Source organism: Aquimarina sp. RZ0, assembly GCF_008370685.1.
Classification (GTDB): domain Bacteria; phylum Bacteroidota; class Bacteroidia; order Flavobacteriales; family Flavobacteriaceae; genus Aquimarina.
Window position 1 is genome coordinate 23212 of sequence record NZ_VTZU01000023.1, and the last position, 18764, is coordinate 41975.

Genomic DNA, 18764 nt, shown 5'->3' on the forward strand with positions numbered 1-18764 from the left:
TTGGGTTACTATAAAAAATAAATGTAACATTAAGTACTTATGCTATACTTATTCTATATTCGCAAACAAATTAATGACTTATGACTCAAAGTATATTTTTTGTAATTATTGGATTTGTACTTCTCGTTGTTGGAGGTGAGTTTTTGGTTCGCTCCTCTGTGGCATTATCTTTTAGATTAAAATTGTCTAAGATGGTAATCGGGCTCACTGTAGTCTCTTTTGCTACCTCTGCGCCAGAGTTATTAGTTAGTTTACAAGCTGCGCTGGAAGGGTCTGCAGATCTGGCGCTAAGTAATGTTATAGGTTCTAATATTGCAAATATTGGTTTGGTTCTTGGGATTACAGCACTTATTGGACCATTAGCCATTGATAAAGATTTTTATAGATTTAACTGGCCTGTAATGATCATAATGTCATTGGCATTATACATCTTTTTAAAGACCGATACTATATTAACCAGAGTAGAAGGCGGTATTTTGCTGGTATCTCTTTTGGTCTATTTGTTCTTGCTGATTAGAAGGGCTAGAAAGCATGCTGATACGATGATTGATGAAGTTGATGATACACTGGAGAAAGTGTCTGGTTTTAAAATGATTGTCTGGTTATTAATAGGAGGTTTATCCTTGTATTTTGGATCTGAATTTTTGGTAGATGGAGCAAAAAATATTGCGCAGAGAATGGAAGTTAGTGAAGCAGTAATTGGGCTTACTATGGTAGCTATAGGAACTAGTGTTCCCGAACTTGCAGCATCTGTAATCGCTGCATTAAAACAGGAAAAAGCAATTTCTCTGGGAAATCTGATTGGCTCTAATATTTTTAATATAGCTTCGGTACTAGGACTTACATCTATTATACAGCCAATTGTTTTGAAAGATGTACGATTAATGAATGTCGATATTTTCTGGATGCTAGGTTTTGCGCTAATTCTTTTGCCATTAGCTTTTATTCCTAAAAGAATGGTTTTAGGTAGAACAAAAGGATTTTTAATTTTTGCAGGCTATTGTGTGTTTGTCGCCTTAGTTTTTATAAAATAAACAAATTCTTCTCTTAATCAAATGTATAAGGAGGTTTTGTGTAGTGAATGTTAGTGTGTAATTTATATTTTGAATTCTCAGTGAATAAGACATACAGGTCGCAGATTTGGGTACTGAGTTTGATTAAATATGTTAGAGTAAACCTGCACGATCAAAAAAATAATAGTTGTATCTTTAAAATAATAGATGTAAACTATACGTTTATATAATAATAACTAAATTGTATTATAAATTTAAACACACAGACTCAATCACAATGAAATTTATTACATAACAAATTATTGTATATTCTAAAATTAATATATAATTAAAAGTACTTTTTACTTCTAAGAATTTCTTTTGTTTTCCCTCCTCAAAATGCTTTAAAGTAATAGGTCTAAAAGATAAGTAGATATTATATCTATATGTATTAACGACCTGATGTCTGTTATTCTAATTTTAATAGACTTAAAAACAGTTTTAAAAGTGTTTAAACTCTTAGAATTGTTTGTAAAAGATTTAAAAAAATAAACTTATCTGAAAAATAGTGATTTTTAAACCTAAAGGTTTAGCTTACTTGAGAATAGTGAAGATAGTTTTTTAATAAGGCATAGCTATAATTAAGAAAAATGTCAAAATCATGATACAAAATGTAAATTTTGTAGACGAAAATATTCTTCCGGATATGTTCACTTATTCAGAAAATAAGATAGTACACATACGCAACAAAAAAGTGTAATTAATTTAAATTGTTTGTGTAGTAGTATACTTTGAATATTCATTTATTTTAATGGAATAAGTTTTTTTTAAAAGGCATATTATTATTTAATAAAAAAACTGATGCGAACAAAATTAAAAAACAAACTTTCTGATTGGCTGTTAGGAGCCATGGTTATATTTTTTTTACTAAACTTTATAACAATTCAGTCCTTAGAGGCTCAGAGAGTAGGAGATGCTGGTATAACGTTTGACAACTCAAAACTAGATCCCGATTATCCACAAATGAGAGAGTGGATGAAGGCAGGTGTTGAAGGTGGAATTCCCTTATTATCAAGTAGTACTATAAAGAAAACTATTGGACCGACAAATAGCGACGGCCTCAATTCAGCAATTGATGAAGTATCCCGAAATGGAGGAGGTCAATTAAGGCTTCGAAATGGAAATTATACTATTAATAAAACCGTAAATGTTAAAAGCAATGTGCGTATTGTAGGAGAAAGTCGAGATAGAGTAGTTCTAATAGTAACCATGACAGGTAAAGAAGCAGATAAAAAACAAGCAATTTATTTTAAAGGAACTAAGCGCAGTAGTCTAGAACGTCTAACCATCAAAGGGAATCAAAATGGTACTCCTGATCCATTTAAGCTGGCAGCAGTGAAACCTAATTATGCTATAAAAGGTATTGTATTTGGTAGCGGAGCTAGAAACTGTTGGGTAGATAAAGTAACGATATTAAATTCTGGAGGATCTCCTATAAATACGTGGAAAACAGATCATTTGACATTTAGAGATATGCTTGTGGATGGCGTTTGGAACAAAGGCGGTGGCGGCAATGGTTACTTTGCAATTCAGGGAGGATACACACTAGTTTATAATTGTACAATTAAGAATCTTAGACATTTGGCAATTCAGCGAGAAGGAGCTTACTATAATGTGATTTATAAAAACAAGATAACTCAGGATGTTAATTTTCATAATGCAGACGCCGGAAATAATTTAGTCGAACAAAACGAAATTACAATTCAATCAGGATTTGATTTTCAATATCACGCGGTAATGGGGCCTTGGGCAAGCTTTCATAGAGTTTCTGACAGAGATAATTATATTTATAAAAATCAATGTATTGAAAGAAATAACAATGATAGAATAAGTTTTTCTGATAATAATACAGTCTACATTGGTCCAAGACGAAAGGAAGAAAGGAGTAGAATACCAGAATATCCATTTGATAAGACAAATAATGTACCTATACATGGTACATTTTATCCTGTAAAAGGAGGTGGTGGCTCTGGAAACAATACAGTTTCGGTTACAGGGGTAAGTGTTTCTCCTTCTGCTGTTTCATTAAATATTGGACAAACCAAAGACTTGAATCCGTCAGTAAGACCTAATAATGCAACAAACAAGAATGTTACCTGGTCCTCATCAAATACTGGTGTTGCAACAGTAAATAGTTCTGGTGTGGTAAGAGCTGTATCGGTTGGTTCTGCACAAATTACAGTAAAAACTCAAGATGGTAATAAAACTGCCACAAGCTCAATTACTGTCGTAGATGGAGGAAATGGTGGTGACGGCAATGGAAATAACAAGCCGCCGGTATTAGATTTTGCTTCTTTAGCAGATGGAGATCGATTTGATACTGGAGTAAGTCTGAGCCCCAGAATAAATGCGAGTGACACTGATGGTTCGATAGCTAATGTTAGGTTATATATCAACGATGATTTTGTGAGACAGGAAAATATAGCCCCTTATACCTGGGGAGAAGCAGGGAAAGATGAAAAAATTAAAAATCTTAGAGAAGGTACTTATCGTCTTAAAGCAATAGCCAAGGATAATAAGGGGAAAGAAACAGTCAAAATAATTTCTATAAAAATTGGTAAAGAAACGACCTCTGGACAATTAATTGCTGATGGTATGTACTATATCAAATCTGTAGTAAGTAATCAACGTTTGATTTCGCCGACTTGGGATAACCATAATGCAAGAATGTATAATGCCGGAAATTTTGATGATCAACGTTGGATTTTCAAGCATTTAGGCGATAATACGTATACAATCAGGAATTCCGGGACTAACAGGTATTTAGAAGTTCCTAATGGTAAGTGTGCAAAAGGAGCAAATGCTGCTACCAGGATTGGAGCTGGTTCAGATCATCAAAAATGGAAAGTAGTTGGCAGTAATGGTAAGTATAGTTTAAAACCATTACATTGTCAGAAAAACGCTTTAGATAGAGAAAGAGGAGTTAATGATGCTAATGTCCTTATATGGGGTTTTAATGATAAAAATCAAAACCAACAATGGGATATTATCAAGCATAATAGTCGTGAAAATTCTGATGGTCTTTCTACTCCACAAGAAGGTATTTCTATGATAGTATACCCTAATCCAGCAAATGAAACAGTAAATTTAACAGGAGTAGAAAAAGGAGATATTATTAGTGTACATGATGTTTTAGGGAAACAAGTGATGGGATTAAAAGCAAGCTCTGCGAATGAGCAAATTTCTGCTGTATCACTTACACCTGGGATGTATATTATTTCTGTATTAGGAAAAGGGAAATTGAGATTGATTAAACAATAATATTTTTTCATTGTTTTAGATATAAAAGTATAGTAACATATAATTTTTTTTCTAAACTTCTCTCTTTATTCTGTAAAGGGAGAAGTTTTTTATTTAGTAATGATCTTTTCAATATTAGCTCTTTTTGTAATGACCTCTTCCTGCAAGCCAGTAATGCAATTCCAACCTGAATGTACCAGGCAAAGCTCTATCCCTTTATCTTTGGACTAAAGCGGCAATATTTTGTTTTCAGGGACTACTGTTTCCGATCTAAAAGTATTTACTCAAATTACTCTCTTTTTTCTTCTCCCTTTTTTTGATTAGGATATAGATTATCTTGTAGACGCTACTTTTAAGTTATATTTGCATAATTTTTAGTGCATATGAGTATTACTTTACTGTCTTCCCCTTTACAGGGGTTTACTGACTTTCGATTTAGAAACGCTTTTCATCAATATTTTGGAGGGATTGATACTTTTTATTCTCCCTATATTCGATTTAATGGTAAAGTGAAGATTAAACCTTCTTTTGAGAAAGATATATTACCAGAAAATAATACTGTGCCCAGAGTGATTCCGCAAATCATGACTAATGATGCAGATGAATTCTTGTTTGTTGTAAAATATGTACAACAGTTTGGTTATAAAGAGCTTAATTGGAATCTTGGGTGCCCATATCCTATGGTGACCAAAAGAGGAATGGGATCGGGGTTAATCTGTGATCCCGAAAAAATAAATCAAATACTGGATCGTGTTTATACAGAAACTAATATTGTTGTGTCTTTAAAAATGCGAATGGGTTATGAGAGTAGTGAGGAGATTTTAAAAGTGTTTCCGATTCTGGAAAAGTACCCTATAAAAAATATAGCAATTCACGCACGGATTGGGAAACAACTATATAAAGGAGGGGTGGATCTGGAATCGTTTCAGAAATGTGTAGATCAGAGTAATCAAAAATTGTATTATAATGGAGATATAACTTCTGTAGCAGTTTTCAGAGAGATGAAGCAACGTTTTCCTATGATTGATCATTGGATGATTGGCAGAGGATTGATTGCAGATCCATTTTTGCCAAGTATGATTAAAAATGATACGACAGTTTATCCAGAGGATAGATTTAAGATTTTTAGTAAGTTTCATGATACTATTTACCAGCAATATGATGCAGCGCTTTCTGGACCAACACCAATTAAGATGAAAATGCTTGGGTTTTGGGAATACTTTGCCAGCTCGTTTCCTAATCCCAGAAAGACCTTTAAAAAAATTAAAAAGGCAAGTAATGCTAGATCATATCAAATAGCAGTCAAAGAGATTTTGAATGAAGTATAATCATTTAGAAACAGTAAAAAAATTGAATACAAGTTTTAGCTCCTTATTAAGGATACCTTTTCTGGTAATGTTCGGGATATCGATGCTAATACATTTTGTTATTAAGGATCATATTTATCCTATAAGTATATTATACTATGCCAGTGCACCTTTACTACTGATAGTGGGAGGATTGATATTAAGTATACTGTTTTTTGAGAAAAAGAAAGTTTTCTACCTATTGATTTTTACTTCATTGTGTTTAATTTGTTATTGGATAACTAATTATTATAATAGCTTATCCACGTCAGTATCTACAAATTTCTCTAAGACAATTTTATTCTGGAATATAGGAAGAAGTAAAGAAGTTTCTTTTCGGATTCTTCTGAAGGAGGTACAGGATAAGTCTCCTAACATTATTGGTATGGTTGAAGCCAAAGGTATAACGGATGAAAATATAAAAGAGTTCAAAGACAAATTTCCGAACTATGATATGCAGAAACTAGGAGGGGATATGGTAGTTGCTGTCAAAGGGAGAATAGATACAATATCACACTTTTCTAAAACAGCTAGTTTTAAGTTTAATGAGATTCATTTCACATCGAATAATGAAAAGCGATCAGTACTTATTGCAGATATTAATGCAATACCTTTTGGTACCAGATCTACTGCATTGGATAGTATCTATAAGTTTGCTATAAAAAATAATTCTTCTTTTATAATGGGAGATTTTAATACGCCTTATGAAAGTGTTTATTTTGATGATTTTAGAAAAAATTTACAAAGCTTTCACTCTGTCGCCACTGGTTTTACGGCTACCTGGCCTTATGGAGTTCCTTTATTAGAGATAGATCAAATTTGGAGCAATAAGAATATTCAACCTGTTTTATTAGAAAAAAAATATTATAAAGTTTCTGATCACGCACTTTTGACAGCTACCTATCAATAACTAATTTTTAAGACAAACAAAGCTCTATACCATGGAGGCAGAGCTTTGTTATTATTCTGCGGAGTATCTTAGAATTTTGCAATACTGTATGTATGCTTAATTTTTCCAGCTGTCTAAAGCCTGAACGGCTTCGTTTGTGTAATCTGTGAATAAACCATCTACTCCCGCATCAAAAAACAGGTGGTATTCACTTTCTGGGTTACCTCCGCTCCATTGTGTATTTTCATTCCGAAATGTATATGGATGAACCAGTAAATTGTTTTCGTGTGCCAGCTCAATAAAATTGCTAGGCTGAAGCAGAGTGGTTACTCCTGTATCATCAGTTTTATATGAAATTATAAAAGGTTTCCAGGGACCAATACCGTCAGCATATGTTGCTGTGAATTCCATACCTTCTTTTGTAGTAAAGAATTCATAGGTTCTCTGATCACCATTAGCATAAAAATCGAATGGAGAACCATAAGAAATAAAATCTCCCTCGGGGACATTGTAATCTAAAGATCCATCTTTATTGATAGTATATGTAGAAATCAGTTGTACAAGTTTTACAGACGATTTAGTATTGATATATTGCAAGGGAGCTACTTCAAAACATTGAACAAAAACAGGCGCATCTTTATGATTCATTTTTGCCTCTTTTAATACTGCAAGAAGTTTATCTTCCATAGCGTATTTTTCAAAAACTTCATTATGGAATAAAGGATGTTTGATTTCTGGATAGATACCAATAACTCTTCCGGTTTTGTCAGATTCTTTTTTTGCGAGTTCGATAACCTCTTCAAAAGTTGGAATATTTAATACGTCATCAAAATCTTTTGGTCTGCCGTTAAATGCTTGTCGGGCTTTTAACTTTTTAATTTGTACCAGAGTAAAATCTACAGCAAACCAATCAGTAACCATTTTTCCATCTAATTCTTTCGTTGTTTTTAAGTTTGAAAATTCAGGGAGATCTGCTACATTGGTTGTTCCTGATAGCATCGGTTCGTGTCTTACCACCAAATGTCCATCTTTGGTCATCACTAAGTCTGGTTCTATAAAATCTGCTCCTAGTTCGACAGCTTTAGAATAACCTTCTAATGTGTGTTCTGGAAGTATAGATTGTGCTCCTCTGTGCGCAATGATTAATGGAGTGTTTTGACTATCAGGGTTTGGGTTTCCCGAAGAATCATCTGAAGAATCGCAAGATGATTGTGCAAATACTGCTATAATCAATAGTATTTTGAATGTAAGTGGTTTCATTTTTTTTAGTTTAAATTTCACGCAATAAACAAAACCAATATTATGACATTGTAAAATTCATGTTACACTATTACCATAAAAATGTCGCTAATGTTAAGTTATATAGAAGTATGCTGCTAAAGCATAGAAAAACCTTACAAACTAGCTATAATACGATTTACGAATAAAAATTTCGCATCTAATGACATTCTTTTTCTACCATGTTTTCTTCATAAAATTAAACAATAGCTATGGCTATTCTTTAATTTGATTTATCAATCTAGCGAAAAATCCTTGCCATTATTTTTACGAAATTCTCATCCGTAAATGTATAAGTACTATGAAATCCATACTTTTTAGTGATAAATATACTGTCGAATTGAAACTCTTGTGAGTGATACTTTAGTCCGAAAAATTTATGTTTTTATCCTAATTCTGATATTTTTTTGACTATATGATGCCGTCGAAAAAAGTCTTTTTAGTTTATCTTAAAAGTCAAAATTTTTAGGATTAAGAATAGTACTTCAGATACGTTTTTTGATAAAGAATAATAAATCGGGATGTATAGCAAAAAAATAAGGTTAACTAAAAGTTCTTTTGTAGCAAGTTTTTTGTGAATATATGTTCCTATAATGATCCTCTTCGTATAATTTTGGAAGGAATAATCTCGTATACATTTCTCTTTTTAAACTTAATTACATCTGCTGCTTTCTTACCCATTTCTATAAAATCTGTAGAAATCGCTGTAATACCGTTATAAAGGATCTCTTTGGCAATACTATCATTATGGGTAAGGATTCCTATATCTTGCCCAATTATATAATCTGAATGTTTTATATCTCGCAACAACTCCCAATAATATGCATCGCCGACGAAAAAGTATACTGTATTTTTAAGAAGATCCTTTTTTGAGTAACTGCCCAGTACTTTTGATTTGATGTTATAGTCTTTCACAAAACTTTTAAAAGCCTTAAGAACTCCTATTGGATAATCTAACTCTTGTGTGAAAAACAAGATAATTTGATCAAATTTTAATATAGCTGGTAGTAGATCACATAATTTTAGATAAGTAGTGTATTCAAACTCCTGAGCCACATAAGAATATTCCTTAGAAGCCTTTAGTAAGCGATTTACTAACAATACAAGTTCGAATGGTATGTGGTTTATGATCTCTAATACTTTTTCATTCTGTATAGGAGCGATAACATAAAAACCATACTTACCAGAAATATTATTAATAATTGTCTGGAACAATGAGAGGTTATTATGATGAAAAAATATGTCTATCTGATACTTTTCTCCTAAATGTTTCCTAAATGTATTGTAAAATTCTACCTGAAAACTATTAAATGCATAAATAATCAGAGCCACCTTAAGCTTTACATTGATTTCTGAACTAATAACATAATATCCTTTAGTACTTTTAGATTCGATAATCCCTCTTTTCTTAAGTTCATTGTAGGCATCTGCCACTGTTTTATTAGCACAACCAATCTGTCTAGCCATTTGAATTACAGAGGGTAATTTACTACCAACTTCAAGGATTTTATCCGTAATTGCATCCAAGATGCCCTGAATAATCTTTTCTTGTTTAGAAAGACTCACTACCTCATTTAACTTGTTGATTTTATCAAATAAAGAGTTCATATAGTATGATTTTCAACTAATACTTTTGAGGAAAGTGCTTTTATTGGTTGCAAAATAGTGATTTTATAATTTCGGGCATTCTTTTTTGTTAGTTTTTTGGAATGATTGTGAAGATTCGATATGTTTTTCCGGAAAGGCCTTCTCCAGACAGGTGTTTCAAATTAGAGAGGTATAACTGTAAATTTAAACATTTTAGAAAAACATACTTATTAACCGTTTAATAATTAATGTTAATAATAGATACTGTCAAGTACTGCTAATAAAAGGGTTTTACCAAATCAATACAAACTAAATAGTAAACTCATTATTTTTTAAAATGATATTTCTTTGATTTCTCTTATACTTGATCAAATAACAGAAGATGCCTATCTTGTTTATTCTCATTAAAATTTTTCTTTTTTGGTAAATCGAATTTTACCATATAATAATACTAATTGCAATAGAGACGTGAGACCGCTGGATATAATAATTGCAATACTATTAGTTATATATCCGTAAATGAGCCATAATAAGGCGCCAATTAAATAAATAATAAGCATAGTAGTAGAAAGGCTCTCTGTTGATTGTATTTTAAAAGTTTGATATACTTGAGGTAAAAAAGACCCTGTGGTAAAGCCTGCGGCTATAAGACCTATCAATTCTAAATTCATAATGTTAGATATTATTTGATTTATGCTCTATACTGTTTTAAGTTTTTTCCGGTACTATCAGCTAATGCTATAAGTGCAGATTGCATTCTTTTTTCTACGGTTTTAACAGAAACTTCTAGAACCTTAGCAACTTGTTTATATGTTTTATCTTCAAAACGGTTCATCATAAATACAACTCGTTGTTTTTCTGGCAAGGCAGCAATAGCCGTTTTCAAAGTGTATAAAAATTCTTTCTCCTCCATAATATATTCAGGAGACTCGACAGATGATAAAGCTTGAGTTGCTATATAATTTTTATGATGATTTCTAATATTACTAGACTTTATGCTATTAATAAATGTATTTTTAGCTACTACGAATAAGTATCCTTTCACGGTTTTATAAGATATATTATGGCGATTATTCCATAGTTTTATAAATGTTTCCTGGACGATATCTTGAGACTTTTCGTAATCTCCAAATCGTTTGTATAGATAAAAACAAAGTGCATCGGAATATTTATTAAAAATTGAGGTATATTCTTGCTCTATAGTAGGGATATCAATTCTCGATTCTCTCATGGTATATACTTTTTTAGGGGTTAAATATTATCTATGAATAGAATAACTGCAGGCAGCTGGTAAATTTTTACAAGTTTCTTTGATGTTTTCAATGATCTCTTTTAGTTTTAACTGAATTCTATTTTTCATAACAGATGGGTTAAATATATTATACTATACTATACTATATTGTAAATACAATTTGCACACTGTAAAACCCTAAAAAAAAATCAAAAAAAATAGCTGGTTTTGAGAGTTTTTACAAATAACGTTGTAAGATTGATTGATCTTTTTGTAGATATTTTGGATTTTTAAGAGCATTTTACTGAATAAAGTCAGCCTGTTTCTCCCCCTTGTCCATACAATTATTGGTCAAATAAAAGACAGATTTTCAAAACATTTTTGATAATTAATATCAATGTTTTATAGTTTATTTTTTTGTTCTTTATTATTGAATTTTTTTCCTACCTAAATTGTGAGCGTGCGCTTCAAATTGCTGTACGAATAAAAGGTAAAAATAGAAGCAATCTTGATATAGGTGTTGTCATAATATTAACAAAATTAAAATTTCATTTTTAGGAAAAAGCTTACGGTCTAATTTACAGATCCTTTTTTAAGTATTCAATTAATAAGAATTAATAAAAAGTTCGCAGTCTTTAGTATTTATAACCTGATTATCTCTTTATTTTTGTAATTTCGTGGCTTTGCAAAAGTATTCGTGCTAAAGAAATAGGGGCTATTTATTATGAGAACAAAAGAGATTCTTACTATTTTATATTTCTGTGTAATCAGTAGTTATGGTCAAAAGATAGATATTAGTTTTGGCAGAAATGGATTACTTGTTTTTAAAGAACTAGGAATGGTTTCATCAAATATTGTCGATTTTGAAATTTTAGAAGATGATAGAATTAATGTCTTTTTTGAGTCTGATGCGAAACGATATTTGATGCGTTTAAATCAAAAAGGGATTAAAAAAACAATTTTCGAGATAGATGACTATGTATTTGATAATCAATATGTTACTCCGATTTCGATACGTACTAAACCTGATGGTGGTATCTTTGTTTTATCAAATAGATGGAATGGGAATAATTGGGTTATTGTTATCAATAGTTTTTTAGAAAACGGTGAAATAGATCAAAATTTCGGGAATGAAGGTGTCTACGAAAAAAATATTTTGGATAATGAAGATAATAATTATGGAGAACGTATCTATATATCATCAAAAGATGAAATAATAGTAGTTGCCAAAGTAAGTCGACCAAATGGATTACAAGAAACGGAAAACATTGCAATTCTTAAGGTTTCTGAATTTGGTACTACACTTTCTTCGGAGCTTTACAATGAAAACTTTTTTTCATTTAGTTGTTCTACTATGAATAATGATCGTTTACTCCTGGCATATTCTGAGTCTTTCGATAATGGGGTAGAGCGATCTACATATCTCGTAGATTTTGATAGTGAAGAGATGATATCTAATAATCTGGATTGCCTTAACATTGAATCAGAATATCAGTCTTTTAACCAGTTAGTAGCTACCGGTGATGATTTGTACGTATCTAATATACAGAGTGATATGGATAATTTGTATACTATTCGCAGGTATGATGTGAGTGGAGGCATAGAGGATTCATTTATTAATTCAGTACAAATAGATTTTAATGCAGATATTTATAATACAGATTTCGTTGTTGATGATAAAGGAGAAACATTTATTGTATCTGCCAGTTTAGAAAGTGAGAAAGAAATATTGATAAAAAAGTTGGGTAGCGATGGCAAAACAGATAAAAGTTTTGGATCTGATGGAGTAGCTGCGATGTCACTAAAATACCCAATAGAAGGTATTGATAAAATTCGATTAGATGCTAAAGGCGGAATGTATGTTTCTGGAAAAATGGCAATTATGGGGAGCTCTTTTGGCTTTATTACAAAGCTCAAATTAAATGTTCAGGAATTAAAAAAAGAACAACTAGAAAAGTTTATGGACGAGTTGTTCAAAAAAGGATGATGGTATTATCTTGATAGTTCTTCTAATCGCTCTTTTTCTGCTTTGGATAACTTTTTAATTCCTTTTTCGTTGATTTTATCCAGTAACGTATTCAGTTCTTGTTCTTTTGTTACTTTCTCAGTATTGTATTTATCATCTATATCCAATAAACCTTCAGGTTTTTCTACTAGTGTCTTTTTGAATATAAGGAAATCGGGTCTTATCAGGATAATACTTATAAAAATGATTGTAGGTACTGCTACTAATGTAATGGCTATATAATTCTTGAATATAGAATTAGGAACCATGGTGATTGCTATCAATAATCCTATTATGCCACCACCTAAATGGGCTTCATGACCAATAGAATCTCTTTGGGATCTAATACCATATATAGAGACTAATACAAATAATAATCCATATAACCATCCGGGAATACCAATAGGGATAAAGAAAAAACCAATTTGCAGATCCTCAAATAAAGCAATAGAAGCGAAGATAATTCCGCTAATGGCTCCCGAGGCTCCTACGGCACTATAATCTTCTTTGTTTCTATGAATATATAGGGCTAATAGATTTCCGCCAATCAGACTGCCGAAATAAATAATAATAAATTTAAAAACACCTACTGTAGTTTCAAGATGGAAACTAAAGAAATAGAGAGAAAGCATATTGAAGCCAAAATGGAACCAATGTACGTGGAGAAACCCGGCAGTAAGTAGTCTCTTATAATCTTTATGAATTAAAACTTCATCAACTTGAAAAGAGTATTTTCTTAAAAAACTTATGTTTTTCAGACCTTTATAAGTGATTAATCCATTGATTATAAATAGAAAAACTCCTGCTAATCCAATTTCTTTCATTAATTATTTTCCTCTTTTGGGATGAATACTACGTATCTTAAAAATGTCGTCTTAAAGATCCAGTTTTATTTATGAGTAAATTAGTTTGAATATAACTCGTGTAATATATGAACAATTTCCTGTACATAAAAAGAGATAGATTAGGTACGACATTTTTAAGTAAGGACGGTGTAAAATTACCGAATTTTTTTTACAAAAGAGTCAATAGTATCTACCCCCTCATTTGTTAGGTGCTTAATAAATGCTGAACCTATGATGGCACCTTTTCCAGTTTTGGTAGCCTGCATAAAAGTTTCGGTATCCCGAATCCCAAAACCTACGACCTGAGGAGCTTTTAGATTCATAGTAGCAATACGATCAAAATATGTTTCTTGTGTGTTTCCGAAACCAGAAGTAGAACCAGTAACACTTGCAGAGCTCACCATATAGATAAACCCATTAGAGACACTATCGATAAATCGAATACGCTCATCAGAGGTTTGTGGTGTAATCAGAAATACATTGATTAAGCCATATTTTTCAAAAGTAGCCTGATAATGCTCGTGGTACTCTGCAACCGGAAGATCAGGTATGATCAATCCGTCAATACCAATTTCCTGACATTTGGCACAAAAAGCCTCAACACCATATTGCAGCATTGGATTAAAATACCCCATAATAATTAAGGGTATATTTACCGTTGTTCTAATATCGGCAAGTTGCTCAAATAAAATATTTGTGGTCATTCCATTTTTTAGGGCAGCTGTAGAACTTTCCTGAATTGTAGGGCCATCTGCCAGAGGATCACTGAATGGTAATCCAATTTCTATCATGTCTACACCACTATTTTCTAAATCCTGAATAATTTTTTTGGTATCATTAAGTGCTGGATAGCCTGCAGTAAAATAAATAGACAGTAATTTTTTGTCTTCGTTTAATTTTTGGTTTATTCGGTTCATTGTTTAGTATTGATTATAGCGTATATAATAGTATAATTTTTTTACTACTTTGTATAAGCAACGTGTTATGTTTTACAGTTTGAAATAATCGATATATGTGTCTAGATCTTTGTCCCCTCGTCCAGAAAGACTGATCACTACAACATCCTCAGGCTTAAATTTTTTATCATTAAAAACGGCTAAGGCGTGAGAAGATTCTATCGCTGGTATAATACCTTCCAATTGTGATAATTCTAAGCCGGCAGTCATTGCATCATTATCGGTTACCGAAAAGAATTCACCTCGGGCGGTTTTGTACAAATGAGAATGTAATGGTCCGACCCCGGGATAATCTAGTCCTGCAGAGATAGAATACGGCTCTGTGATCTGACCATCTGTGGTTTGCATCAATAAGGTTTTACACCCGTGAATAATCCCTTCTTTTCCTAATTGCGAAGTTGCAGCACTTTCTCCAGAATTCACTCCTTTTCCAGCAGCTTCTACCGCAATGATACCTACATCGGGCTGGTCTAAAAAATGATAGTAAGTTCCTGCAGCATTACTACCACCTCCAATACAGGCTACTACATAATCCGGATTTTCTCTACCTTCTTTTTCTTTGAGCTGCCATTTGATTTCTTCTGAGATAATAGACTGAAATCTGGTTACCATATCCGGGTAGGGGTGTGGTCCAATAGCAGATCCAATAATATAGTGCGTATCAACAGGATTGTTGATCCAATCTCTTATCGCTTCATTAGTTGCATCTTTTAAGGTTTTACTTCCGGATTTTGCTGGTCGTACTTCTGCACCAAGCATTTTCATACGAGCTACATTGGGAGCTTGGCGTTTAATATCGATTTCTCCCATATAAACGATGCATTCAATACCCATCAAAGCACATACTGTTGCTGTGGCAACTCCATGTTGCCCTGCACCCGTTTCTGCGATGATTCTGTTTTTACCTAATTTTTTAGCAACCAGAATTTGCCCAATAGTATTATTTACCTTGTGTGCCCCCGTATGATTGAGGTCTTCACGTTTTAGGTATACTTTAGTATTATGTTTTTCTGATAAGCGATTAGCATAATAAAGAGGAGAAGGTCGACCTACATAATCTTTAAGTAATTGATGAAACTCTTCTTTAAAAGAAGGTTCATTTATGATGTCTAAATAGGTAGTTCTTAATTCTTCAACATTAGGATATAGCATCTCTGGAATATAAGCACCTCCAAAATCTCCGTAATATCCTTTTTCATCTACTTGATAACTCATTTTTTCTTAGTTTTTGATTGATCATTATGAGATTGAAGTTATTTCTGAAAATGAAATTCATATTCAATTTTTAATGTTCAATACATTCATGAATTTTTTTAAATCTTCGGTATTTTTTAATCCTGGTTTTATTTCAAATTTACTGTTGACATCAATTGCATATAACAACTCTGAGATGTCTTTTTTGAGGAACGATACTATCGAATTTACTTCGTCTAGTCCAATACCTCCACTTAGAATAAACGGAGTAGGGGAGTTGTAGTTGTTCAGAACACTCCAATCAAATACATATCCATTGCCTCCTTTTTCTTTTCCTTTAGTATCAAAAAGAAAATAATCTACAATCCCTTCGTATGGTTTTAGTATGTCAAAGTCAAATGCATCTTTAATAGAGAATACTTTTATGATTTCAAAACTATAAGGCTTAATCCTTATTTCTTTTCCATTCTCTATAACAGGTAGCAATAGTTCTGCTTCTTTTATTGCTTTGCAATATTTTGGACTCTCATTTCCGTGCAGCTGAATTGCTTTTAAACCGTATTTTGCGATTTTCGAAATAATTTGACTTACTGATTCATCTACAAAAACACCTGTTTTTTTTATGTCATCAGGAAGCTTAGGGATCTCTCCTTCAAAATTTCTGGGAGATTTGTCATAAAAGATAAAGCCTAGATACGCTGGAGATACTGCTGCTACCGACTTTATATTTTCCTGGTATTTCATACCACAAATCTTAAGCTTCATAGTTTGAGAGTTTTAATAAATTCTATAGCACTTGTCCCAGGGTTTTCTGTTTTCATAAAATTTTCACCAATTAAAAACCCTTTATAACCATAAGGTTGTAAGTCTTTTATTGCATCGATACTACTAATACCACTTTCTGAAACTTTTACAAAATCATCAGGAATATGTGTACTCAATTCTTTACTCACATCTGTACTCACCTCAAACGTTTTTAGATTACGATTATTGACTCCTAACATGTCTAGCGACGGCATAATGGATTTCTCTAACTCCTCCAGGTTATGAACTTCTAATAATACATCAAGAGATAAACGTTTAGCAAACTCAGATAATGATTTAATTTCTTCTCTTGATAGTACTGCTGCAATTAGTAGTATAACATCTGCTCCATATGCCTTTGCTTCCAGAAGTTGATATTCATCAACAATAAACTCTTTACGAAGGATAGGTAATTCTACAGAAGCTCTGGCTAGTAGAAGATCATCCATAGAACCTCCAAAATATTTTCCATCAGTGAGTACAGACATTCCACAAACGCCTGCTTTTTCATATCCTGTGGCTACATCTTGTACACTGGATTTTTGGTTAATTACTGATTTTGATGGAGATCTGCGTTTATGTTCGGCAATAATACCTGTATCGCTATTTCGTAATGCCGTAGTCAGAGAATTTGTAGAACGATCAAAAAGTACTGATTTTTCTAATTGTGTAGTAGGGATCAACCCTTTTTTTAGTGCTACTTCTATACGTTTGTCGGCTATTATTTTGTCTAGTATGTTCATTTTTATTGACAGTTGGTCATTCTACAATTAGTCATCGATTTATGATATTTTCTTTAATTTGGGAGATCTTTTTAATTCATCATTCATTAGTAAACGGATAGACTCAAAATAATCAGACTCAAATGCAATGACTTGTATCTCCTCTGTTGTAAATTCATAATCATATTCTGGTATAATCTTGCCATTGGCTTTGATCATATTAATGATAAAATTTGTATCCGCTGTAGCGCATATAGTTCCATAGAATAATTCTGTATCATTATCCTGAAACTCAAACAATCCATACGTTTGTTCGCTCCATGCAAGCATTTCCAGATCATTACCAAATTTGAAGTTTGCAGGGCGCTCTAGTCGAATATTTTTTAATTTGAGAACTCTGGCAATTTTTTCTTCTTTGGTTTTTGATTTTCTTTTCTTTATGTATTTCTTTTTATACACTCTATATCCATCAATTACATAATCTATAGGTATGTGTTTTACTAAAATCCATTCTTCATTCTCAGCGATGAGTGCTCCTCGTTCTTTTCCCTGATATCCTTCGATGGTATAGGTTTCTACTTTCATAGATGTTTACGATTTACTAAGTTCCTGCACTTTTTTTAAGGCAGTTAGTCCTTTTCCTGAAAGTAACGATTCCCTTGCTTTTTCATACCCTTCTTTGGGTTGTAACCCTTCTACTGTGGCAATTGCTATACCAGCATTCGCACAAACTACCTGGTTTTGAGCATCCGTTCCTTTGCCTTGTAGGATATTCATAAAAATTGTGGCAGATTCTTCAATAGACTCACCACCTGCAATTTGTTCTTGTTTTAGAGCTGTTACCCCAAAATCTTCTGGCGTTAACATTCCTTCTGTATGATTAGAAATTGTTTTAGTGCTGCCTGTCAAAGAAATTTCATCATACCCATCCAGCGCATGAATAATCGTAAAATTCTTATCCGTATTTTGATATAAGTATCCATACATTCTGGCGAGTTCTAGATTAAATACACCTACAATCTGATTTTTGGGAAAAGCAGGATTTACCATTGGTCCCAACATATTAAAAAATGTTTTTACTCCCAGTTCTTTTCTGATAGGCGCTACATTTTTCATTGCCGGATGAAATAGCGGTGCATGCAAAACACATATGCCTGCCTCATCGATACTTCGCTTTAGAAAATCTTTATCATTACTGAATTTAATTCCCAAATGTTCCATCACATTAGAGCTTCCACATTTTGAAGATACCCCATAATTGCCATGTTTGGTAACCTTGATGCCAGCGCCGGCAGAAACAAAAGAAGAAAGTGTAGAGATATTAAATGTGTCTTTACCATCACCACCAGTACCACAAAGATCAATTGGATTATATTCACTAAGATCAACAGCAATACAGAGTTCTAACAATGCATCTCTAAATCCTTCTAATTCTTCTACAGTAATACTACGCATCATATATACGGTAAGAAAGGATGCAATCTGGCTCTGATTATATGCTCCTTTAGAAATATTTACTAATACGCTTTTTGCTTCTTCTTTGGAGATGGTTTCATGATTAATTAATCGGTTTAGTAAGTTTTTCATTACTTTATTTTTATTGTTGTTTCTATAG

Annotated in this window: 16 protein-coding genes; 5 read left to right on the forward strand and 11 right to left on the reverse strand. The window is 32.4% G+C overall.

The genetic code is table 11. The features are described from left to right. Positions 1 to 80 precede the first annotated feature (80 nt). The 4 genes from F0000_RS10395 to F0000_RS10410 all read left to right on the forward strand — a co-directional run bounded on the left by F0000_RS10395 (position 81) and on the right by F0000_RS10410 (position 6548). Complete coding sequence (locus F0000_RS10395) at positions 81 to 1034, forward strand: calcium/sodium antiporter (protein WP_149624661.1); 954 nt, start codon at positions 81 to 83, stop codon at positions 1032 to 1034. Between the two features lie 819 nt (positions 1035 to 1853). Then, positions 1854 to 4313: an Ig-like domain-containing protein gene (locus F0000_RS10400; RefSeq protein ID WP_149624662.1), complete on the forward strand. Its 2460-nt coding sequence runs from the start codon at positions 1854 to 1856 to the stop codon at positions 4311 to 4313. Between the two features lie 362 nt (positions 4314 to 4675). Then, positions 4676 to 5620 carry a tRNA-dihydrouridine synthase gene (locus tag F0000_RS10405; RefSeq protein ID WP_149624663.1) on the forward strand — a complete coding sequence of 315 codons (945 nt, stop codon included), beginning with the start codon at positions 4676 to 4678 and terminating at the stop codon, positions 5618 to 5620. Further along, positions 5610 to 6548, forward strand: coding sequence for an endonuclease/exonuclease/phosphatase family protein (locus F0000_RS10410; protein ID WP_149624664.1), 939 nt, complete (start codon positions 5610 to 5612; stop codon positions 6546 to 6548). The genes F0000_RS10405 and F0000_RS10410 overlap by 11 nt, the downstream gene beginning before the upstream one ends. A gap of 96 nt (positions 6549 to 6644) precedes the next feature. Here the strand turns inward: F0000_RS10410 and F0000_RS10415 are convergent, their stop codons facing one another. From F0000_RS10415 to F0000_RS10430, 4 genes are all read right to left on the reverse strand, one after another. Next, complete coding sequence (locus tag F0000_RS10415; RefSeq protein ID WP_149624665.1) at positions 6645 to 7787, reverse strand: glycerophosphodiester phosphodiesterase; 1143 nt, start codon at positions 7785 to 7787, stop codon at positions 6645 to 6647. 606 nt (positions 7788 to 8393) lie between these two features. Next, entirely contained in the window at positions 8394 to 9413 is a 1020-nt protein-coding gene (locus F0000_RS10420; RefSeq protein WP_149624666.1) for a GntR family transcriptional regulator, read from the reverse strand. A 383-nt stretch (positions 9414 to 9796) separates the two neighbouring features. Continuing rightward, a complete protein-coding gene (locus F0000_RS10425; protein ID WP_149624667.1) occupies positions 9797 to 10063 on the reverse strand; it encodes a SemiSWEET family sugar transporter in 267 nt (88 codons plus the stop codon). A 20-nt stretch (positions 10064 to 10083) separates the two neighbouring features. Then, positions 10084 to 10623 (reverse strand): RNA polymerase sigma factor, encoded by a 540-nt coding sequence (locus F0000_RS10430; protein ID WP_149624668.1) that lies wholly within the window; start codon positions 10621 to 10623, stop codon positions 10084 to 10086. Positions 10624 to 11347: 724 nt separating this feature from the next. Here F0000_RS10430 and F0000_RS10435 point away from each other — a divergent pair. After that, positions 11348 to 12610: a hypothetical protein gene (locus F0000_RS10435; protein WP_149624669.1), complete on the forward strand. Its 1263-nt coding sequence runs from the start codon at positions 11348 to 11350 to the stop codon at positions 12608 to 12610. A gap of 5 nt (positions 12611 to 12615) precedes the next feature. Here the strand turns inward: F0000_RS10435 and F0000_RS10440 are convergent, their stop codons facing one another. The 7 genes from F0000_RS10440 to trpD form a co-directional block, all read right to left on the reverse strand. Then, complete coding sequence (locus F0000_RS10440) at positions 12616 to 13452, reverse strand: rhomboid family intramembrane serine protease (protein WP_149624670.1); 837 nt, start codon at positions 13450 to 13452, stop codon at positions 12616 to 12618. Positions 13453 to 13628: 176 nt separating this feature from the next. Beyond that, positions 13629 to 14390 carry a tryptophan synthase subunit alpha gene (trpA, locus tag F0000_RS10445; RefSeq protein WP_149624671.1) on the reverse strand — a complete coding sequence of 254 codons (762 nt, stop codon included), beginning with the start codon at positions 14388 to 14390 and terminating at the stop codon, positions 13629 to 13631. A 72-nt stretch (positions 14391 to 14462) separates the two neighbouring features. Further along, positions 14463 to 15644 carry a tryptophan synthase subunit beta gene (gene trpB / locus F0000_RS10450; protein WP_149624672.1) on the reverse strand — a complete coding sequence of 394 codons (1182 nt, stop codon included), beginning with the start codon at positions 15642 to 15644 and terminating at the stop codon, positions 14463 to 14465. Positions 15645 to 15707: 63 nt separating this feature from the next. After that, positions 15708 to 16388 carry a phosphoribosylanthranilate isomerase gene (locus F0000_RS10455; protein ID WP_255452692.1) on the reverse strand — a complete coding sequence of 227 codons (681 nt, stop codon included), beginning with the start codon at positions 16386 to 16388 and terminating at the stop codon, positions 15708 to 15710. Continuing rightward, positions 16385 to 17170: an indole-3-glycerol phosphate synthase TrpC gene (gene trpC / locus F0000_RS10460; RefSeq protein WP_149624673.1), complete on the reverse strand. Its 786-nt coding sequence runs from the start codon at positions 17168 to 17170 to the stop codon at positions 16385 to 16387. The genes F0000_RS10455 and trpC overlap by 4 nt, the downstream gene beginning before the upstream one ends. A gap of 39 nt (positions 17171 to 17209) precedes the next feature. Continuing rightward, entirely contained in the window at positions 17210 to 17734 is a 525-nt protein-coding gene (locus tag F0000_RS10465; protein ID WP_149624674.1) for a hypothetical protein, read from the reverse strand. A 6-nt stretch (positions 17735 to 17740) separates the two neighbouring features. Continuing rightward, a complete protein-coding gene (gene trpD, locus F0000_RS10470) occupies positions 17741 to 18736 on the reverse strand; it encodes an anthranilate phosphoribosyltransferase (protein WP_149624675.1) in 996 nt (331 codons plus the stop codon). Positions 18737 to 18764 lie beyond the last annotated feature (28 nt).

What these genes read in the sequence shown, in the direction of transcription:
- F0000_RS10395 (WP_149624661.1), top strand. Translation starts at nt 81, where the DNA reads ATGACTCAAAGTATATTTTTTGTAATTATTGGATTTGTACTTCTCGTT.
- F0000_RS10400 (WP_149624662.1), top strand. Translation starts at nt 1,854, where the DNA reads ATGCGAACAAAATTAAAAAACAAACTTTCTGATTGGCTGTTAGGAGCC.
- F0000_RS10405 (WP_149624663.1), top strand. Translation starts at nt 4,676, where the DNA reads ATGAGTATTACTTTACTGTCTTCCCCTTTACAGGGGTTTACTGACTTT.
- F0000_RS10410 (WP_149624664.1), top strand. Translation starts at nt 5,610, where the DNA reads ATGAAGTATAATCATTTAGAAACAGTAAAAAAATTGAATACAAGTTTT.
- F0000_RS10415 (WP_149624665.1), bottom strand. Translation starts at nt 7,787, where the DNA reads ATGAAACCACTTACATTCAAAATACTATTGATTATAGCAGTATTTGCA.
- F0000_RS10420 (WP_149624666.1), bottom strand. Translation starts at nt 9,413, where the DNA reads ATGAACTCTTTATTTGATAAAATCAACAAGTTAAATGAGGTAGTGAGT.
- F0000_RS10425 (WP_149624667.1), bottom strand. Translation starts at nt 10,063, where the DNA reads ATGAATTTAGAATTGATAGGTCTTATAGCCGCAGGCTTTACCACAGGG.
- F0000_RS10430 (WP_149624668.1), bottom strand. Translation starts at nt 10,623, where the DNA reads ATGAGAGAATCGAGAATTGATATCCCTACTATAGAGCAAGAATATACC.
- F0000_RS10435 (WP_149624669.1), top strand. Translation starts at nt 11,348, where the DNA reads ATGAGAACAAAAGAGATTCTTACTATTTTATATTTCTGTGTAATCAGT.
- F0000_RS10440 (WP_149624670.1), bottom strand. Translation starts at nt 13,452, where the DNA reads ATGAAAGAAATTGGATTAGCAGGAGTTTTTCTATTTATAATCAATGGA.
- trpA (WP_149624671.1), bottom strand. Translation starts at nt 14,390, where the DNA reads ATGAACCGAATAAACCAAAAATTAAACGAAGACAAAAAATTACTGTCT.
- trpB (WP_149624672.1), bottom strand. Translation starts at nt 15,644, where the DNA reads ATGAGTTATCAAGTAGATGAAAAAGGATATTACGGAGATTTTGGAGGT.
- F0000_RS10455 (WP_255452692.1), bottom strand. Translation starts at nt 16,388, where the DNA reads ATGAAGCTTAAGATTTGTGGTATGAAATACCAGGAAAATATAAAGTCG.
- trpC (WP_149624673.1), bottom strand. Translation starts at nt 17,170, where the DNA reads ATGAACATACTAGACAAAATAATAGCCGACAAACGTATAGAAGTAGCA.
- F0000_RS10465 (WP_149624674.1), bottom strand. Translation starts at nt 17,734, where the DNA reads ATGAAAGTAGAAACCTATACCATCGAAGGATATCAGGGAAAAGAACGA.
- trpD (WP_149624675.1), bottom strand. Translation starts at nt 18,736, where the DNA reads ATGAAAAACTTACTAAACCGATTAATTAATCATGAAACCATCTCCAAA.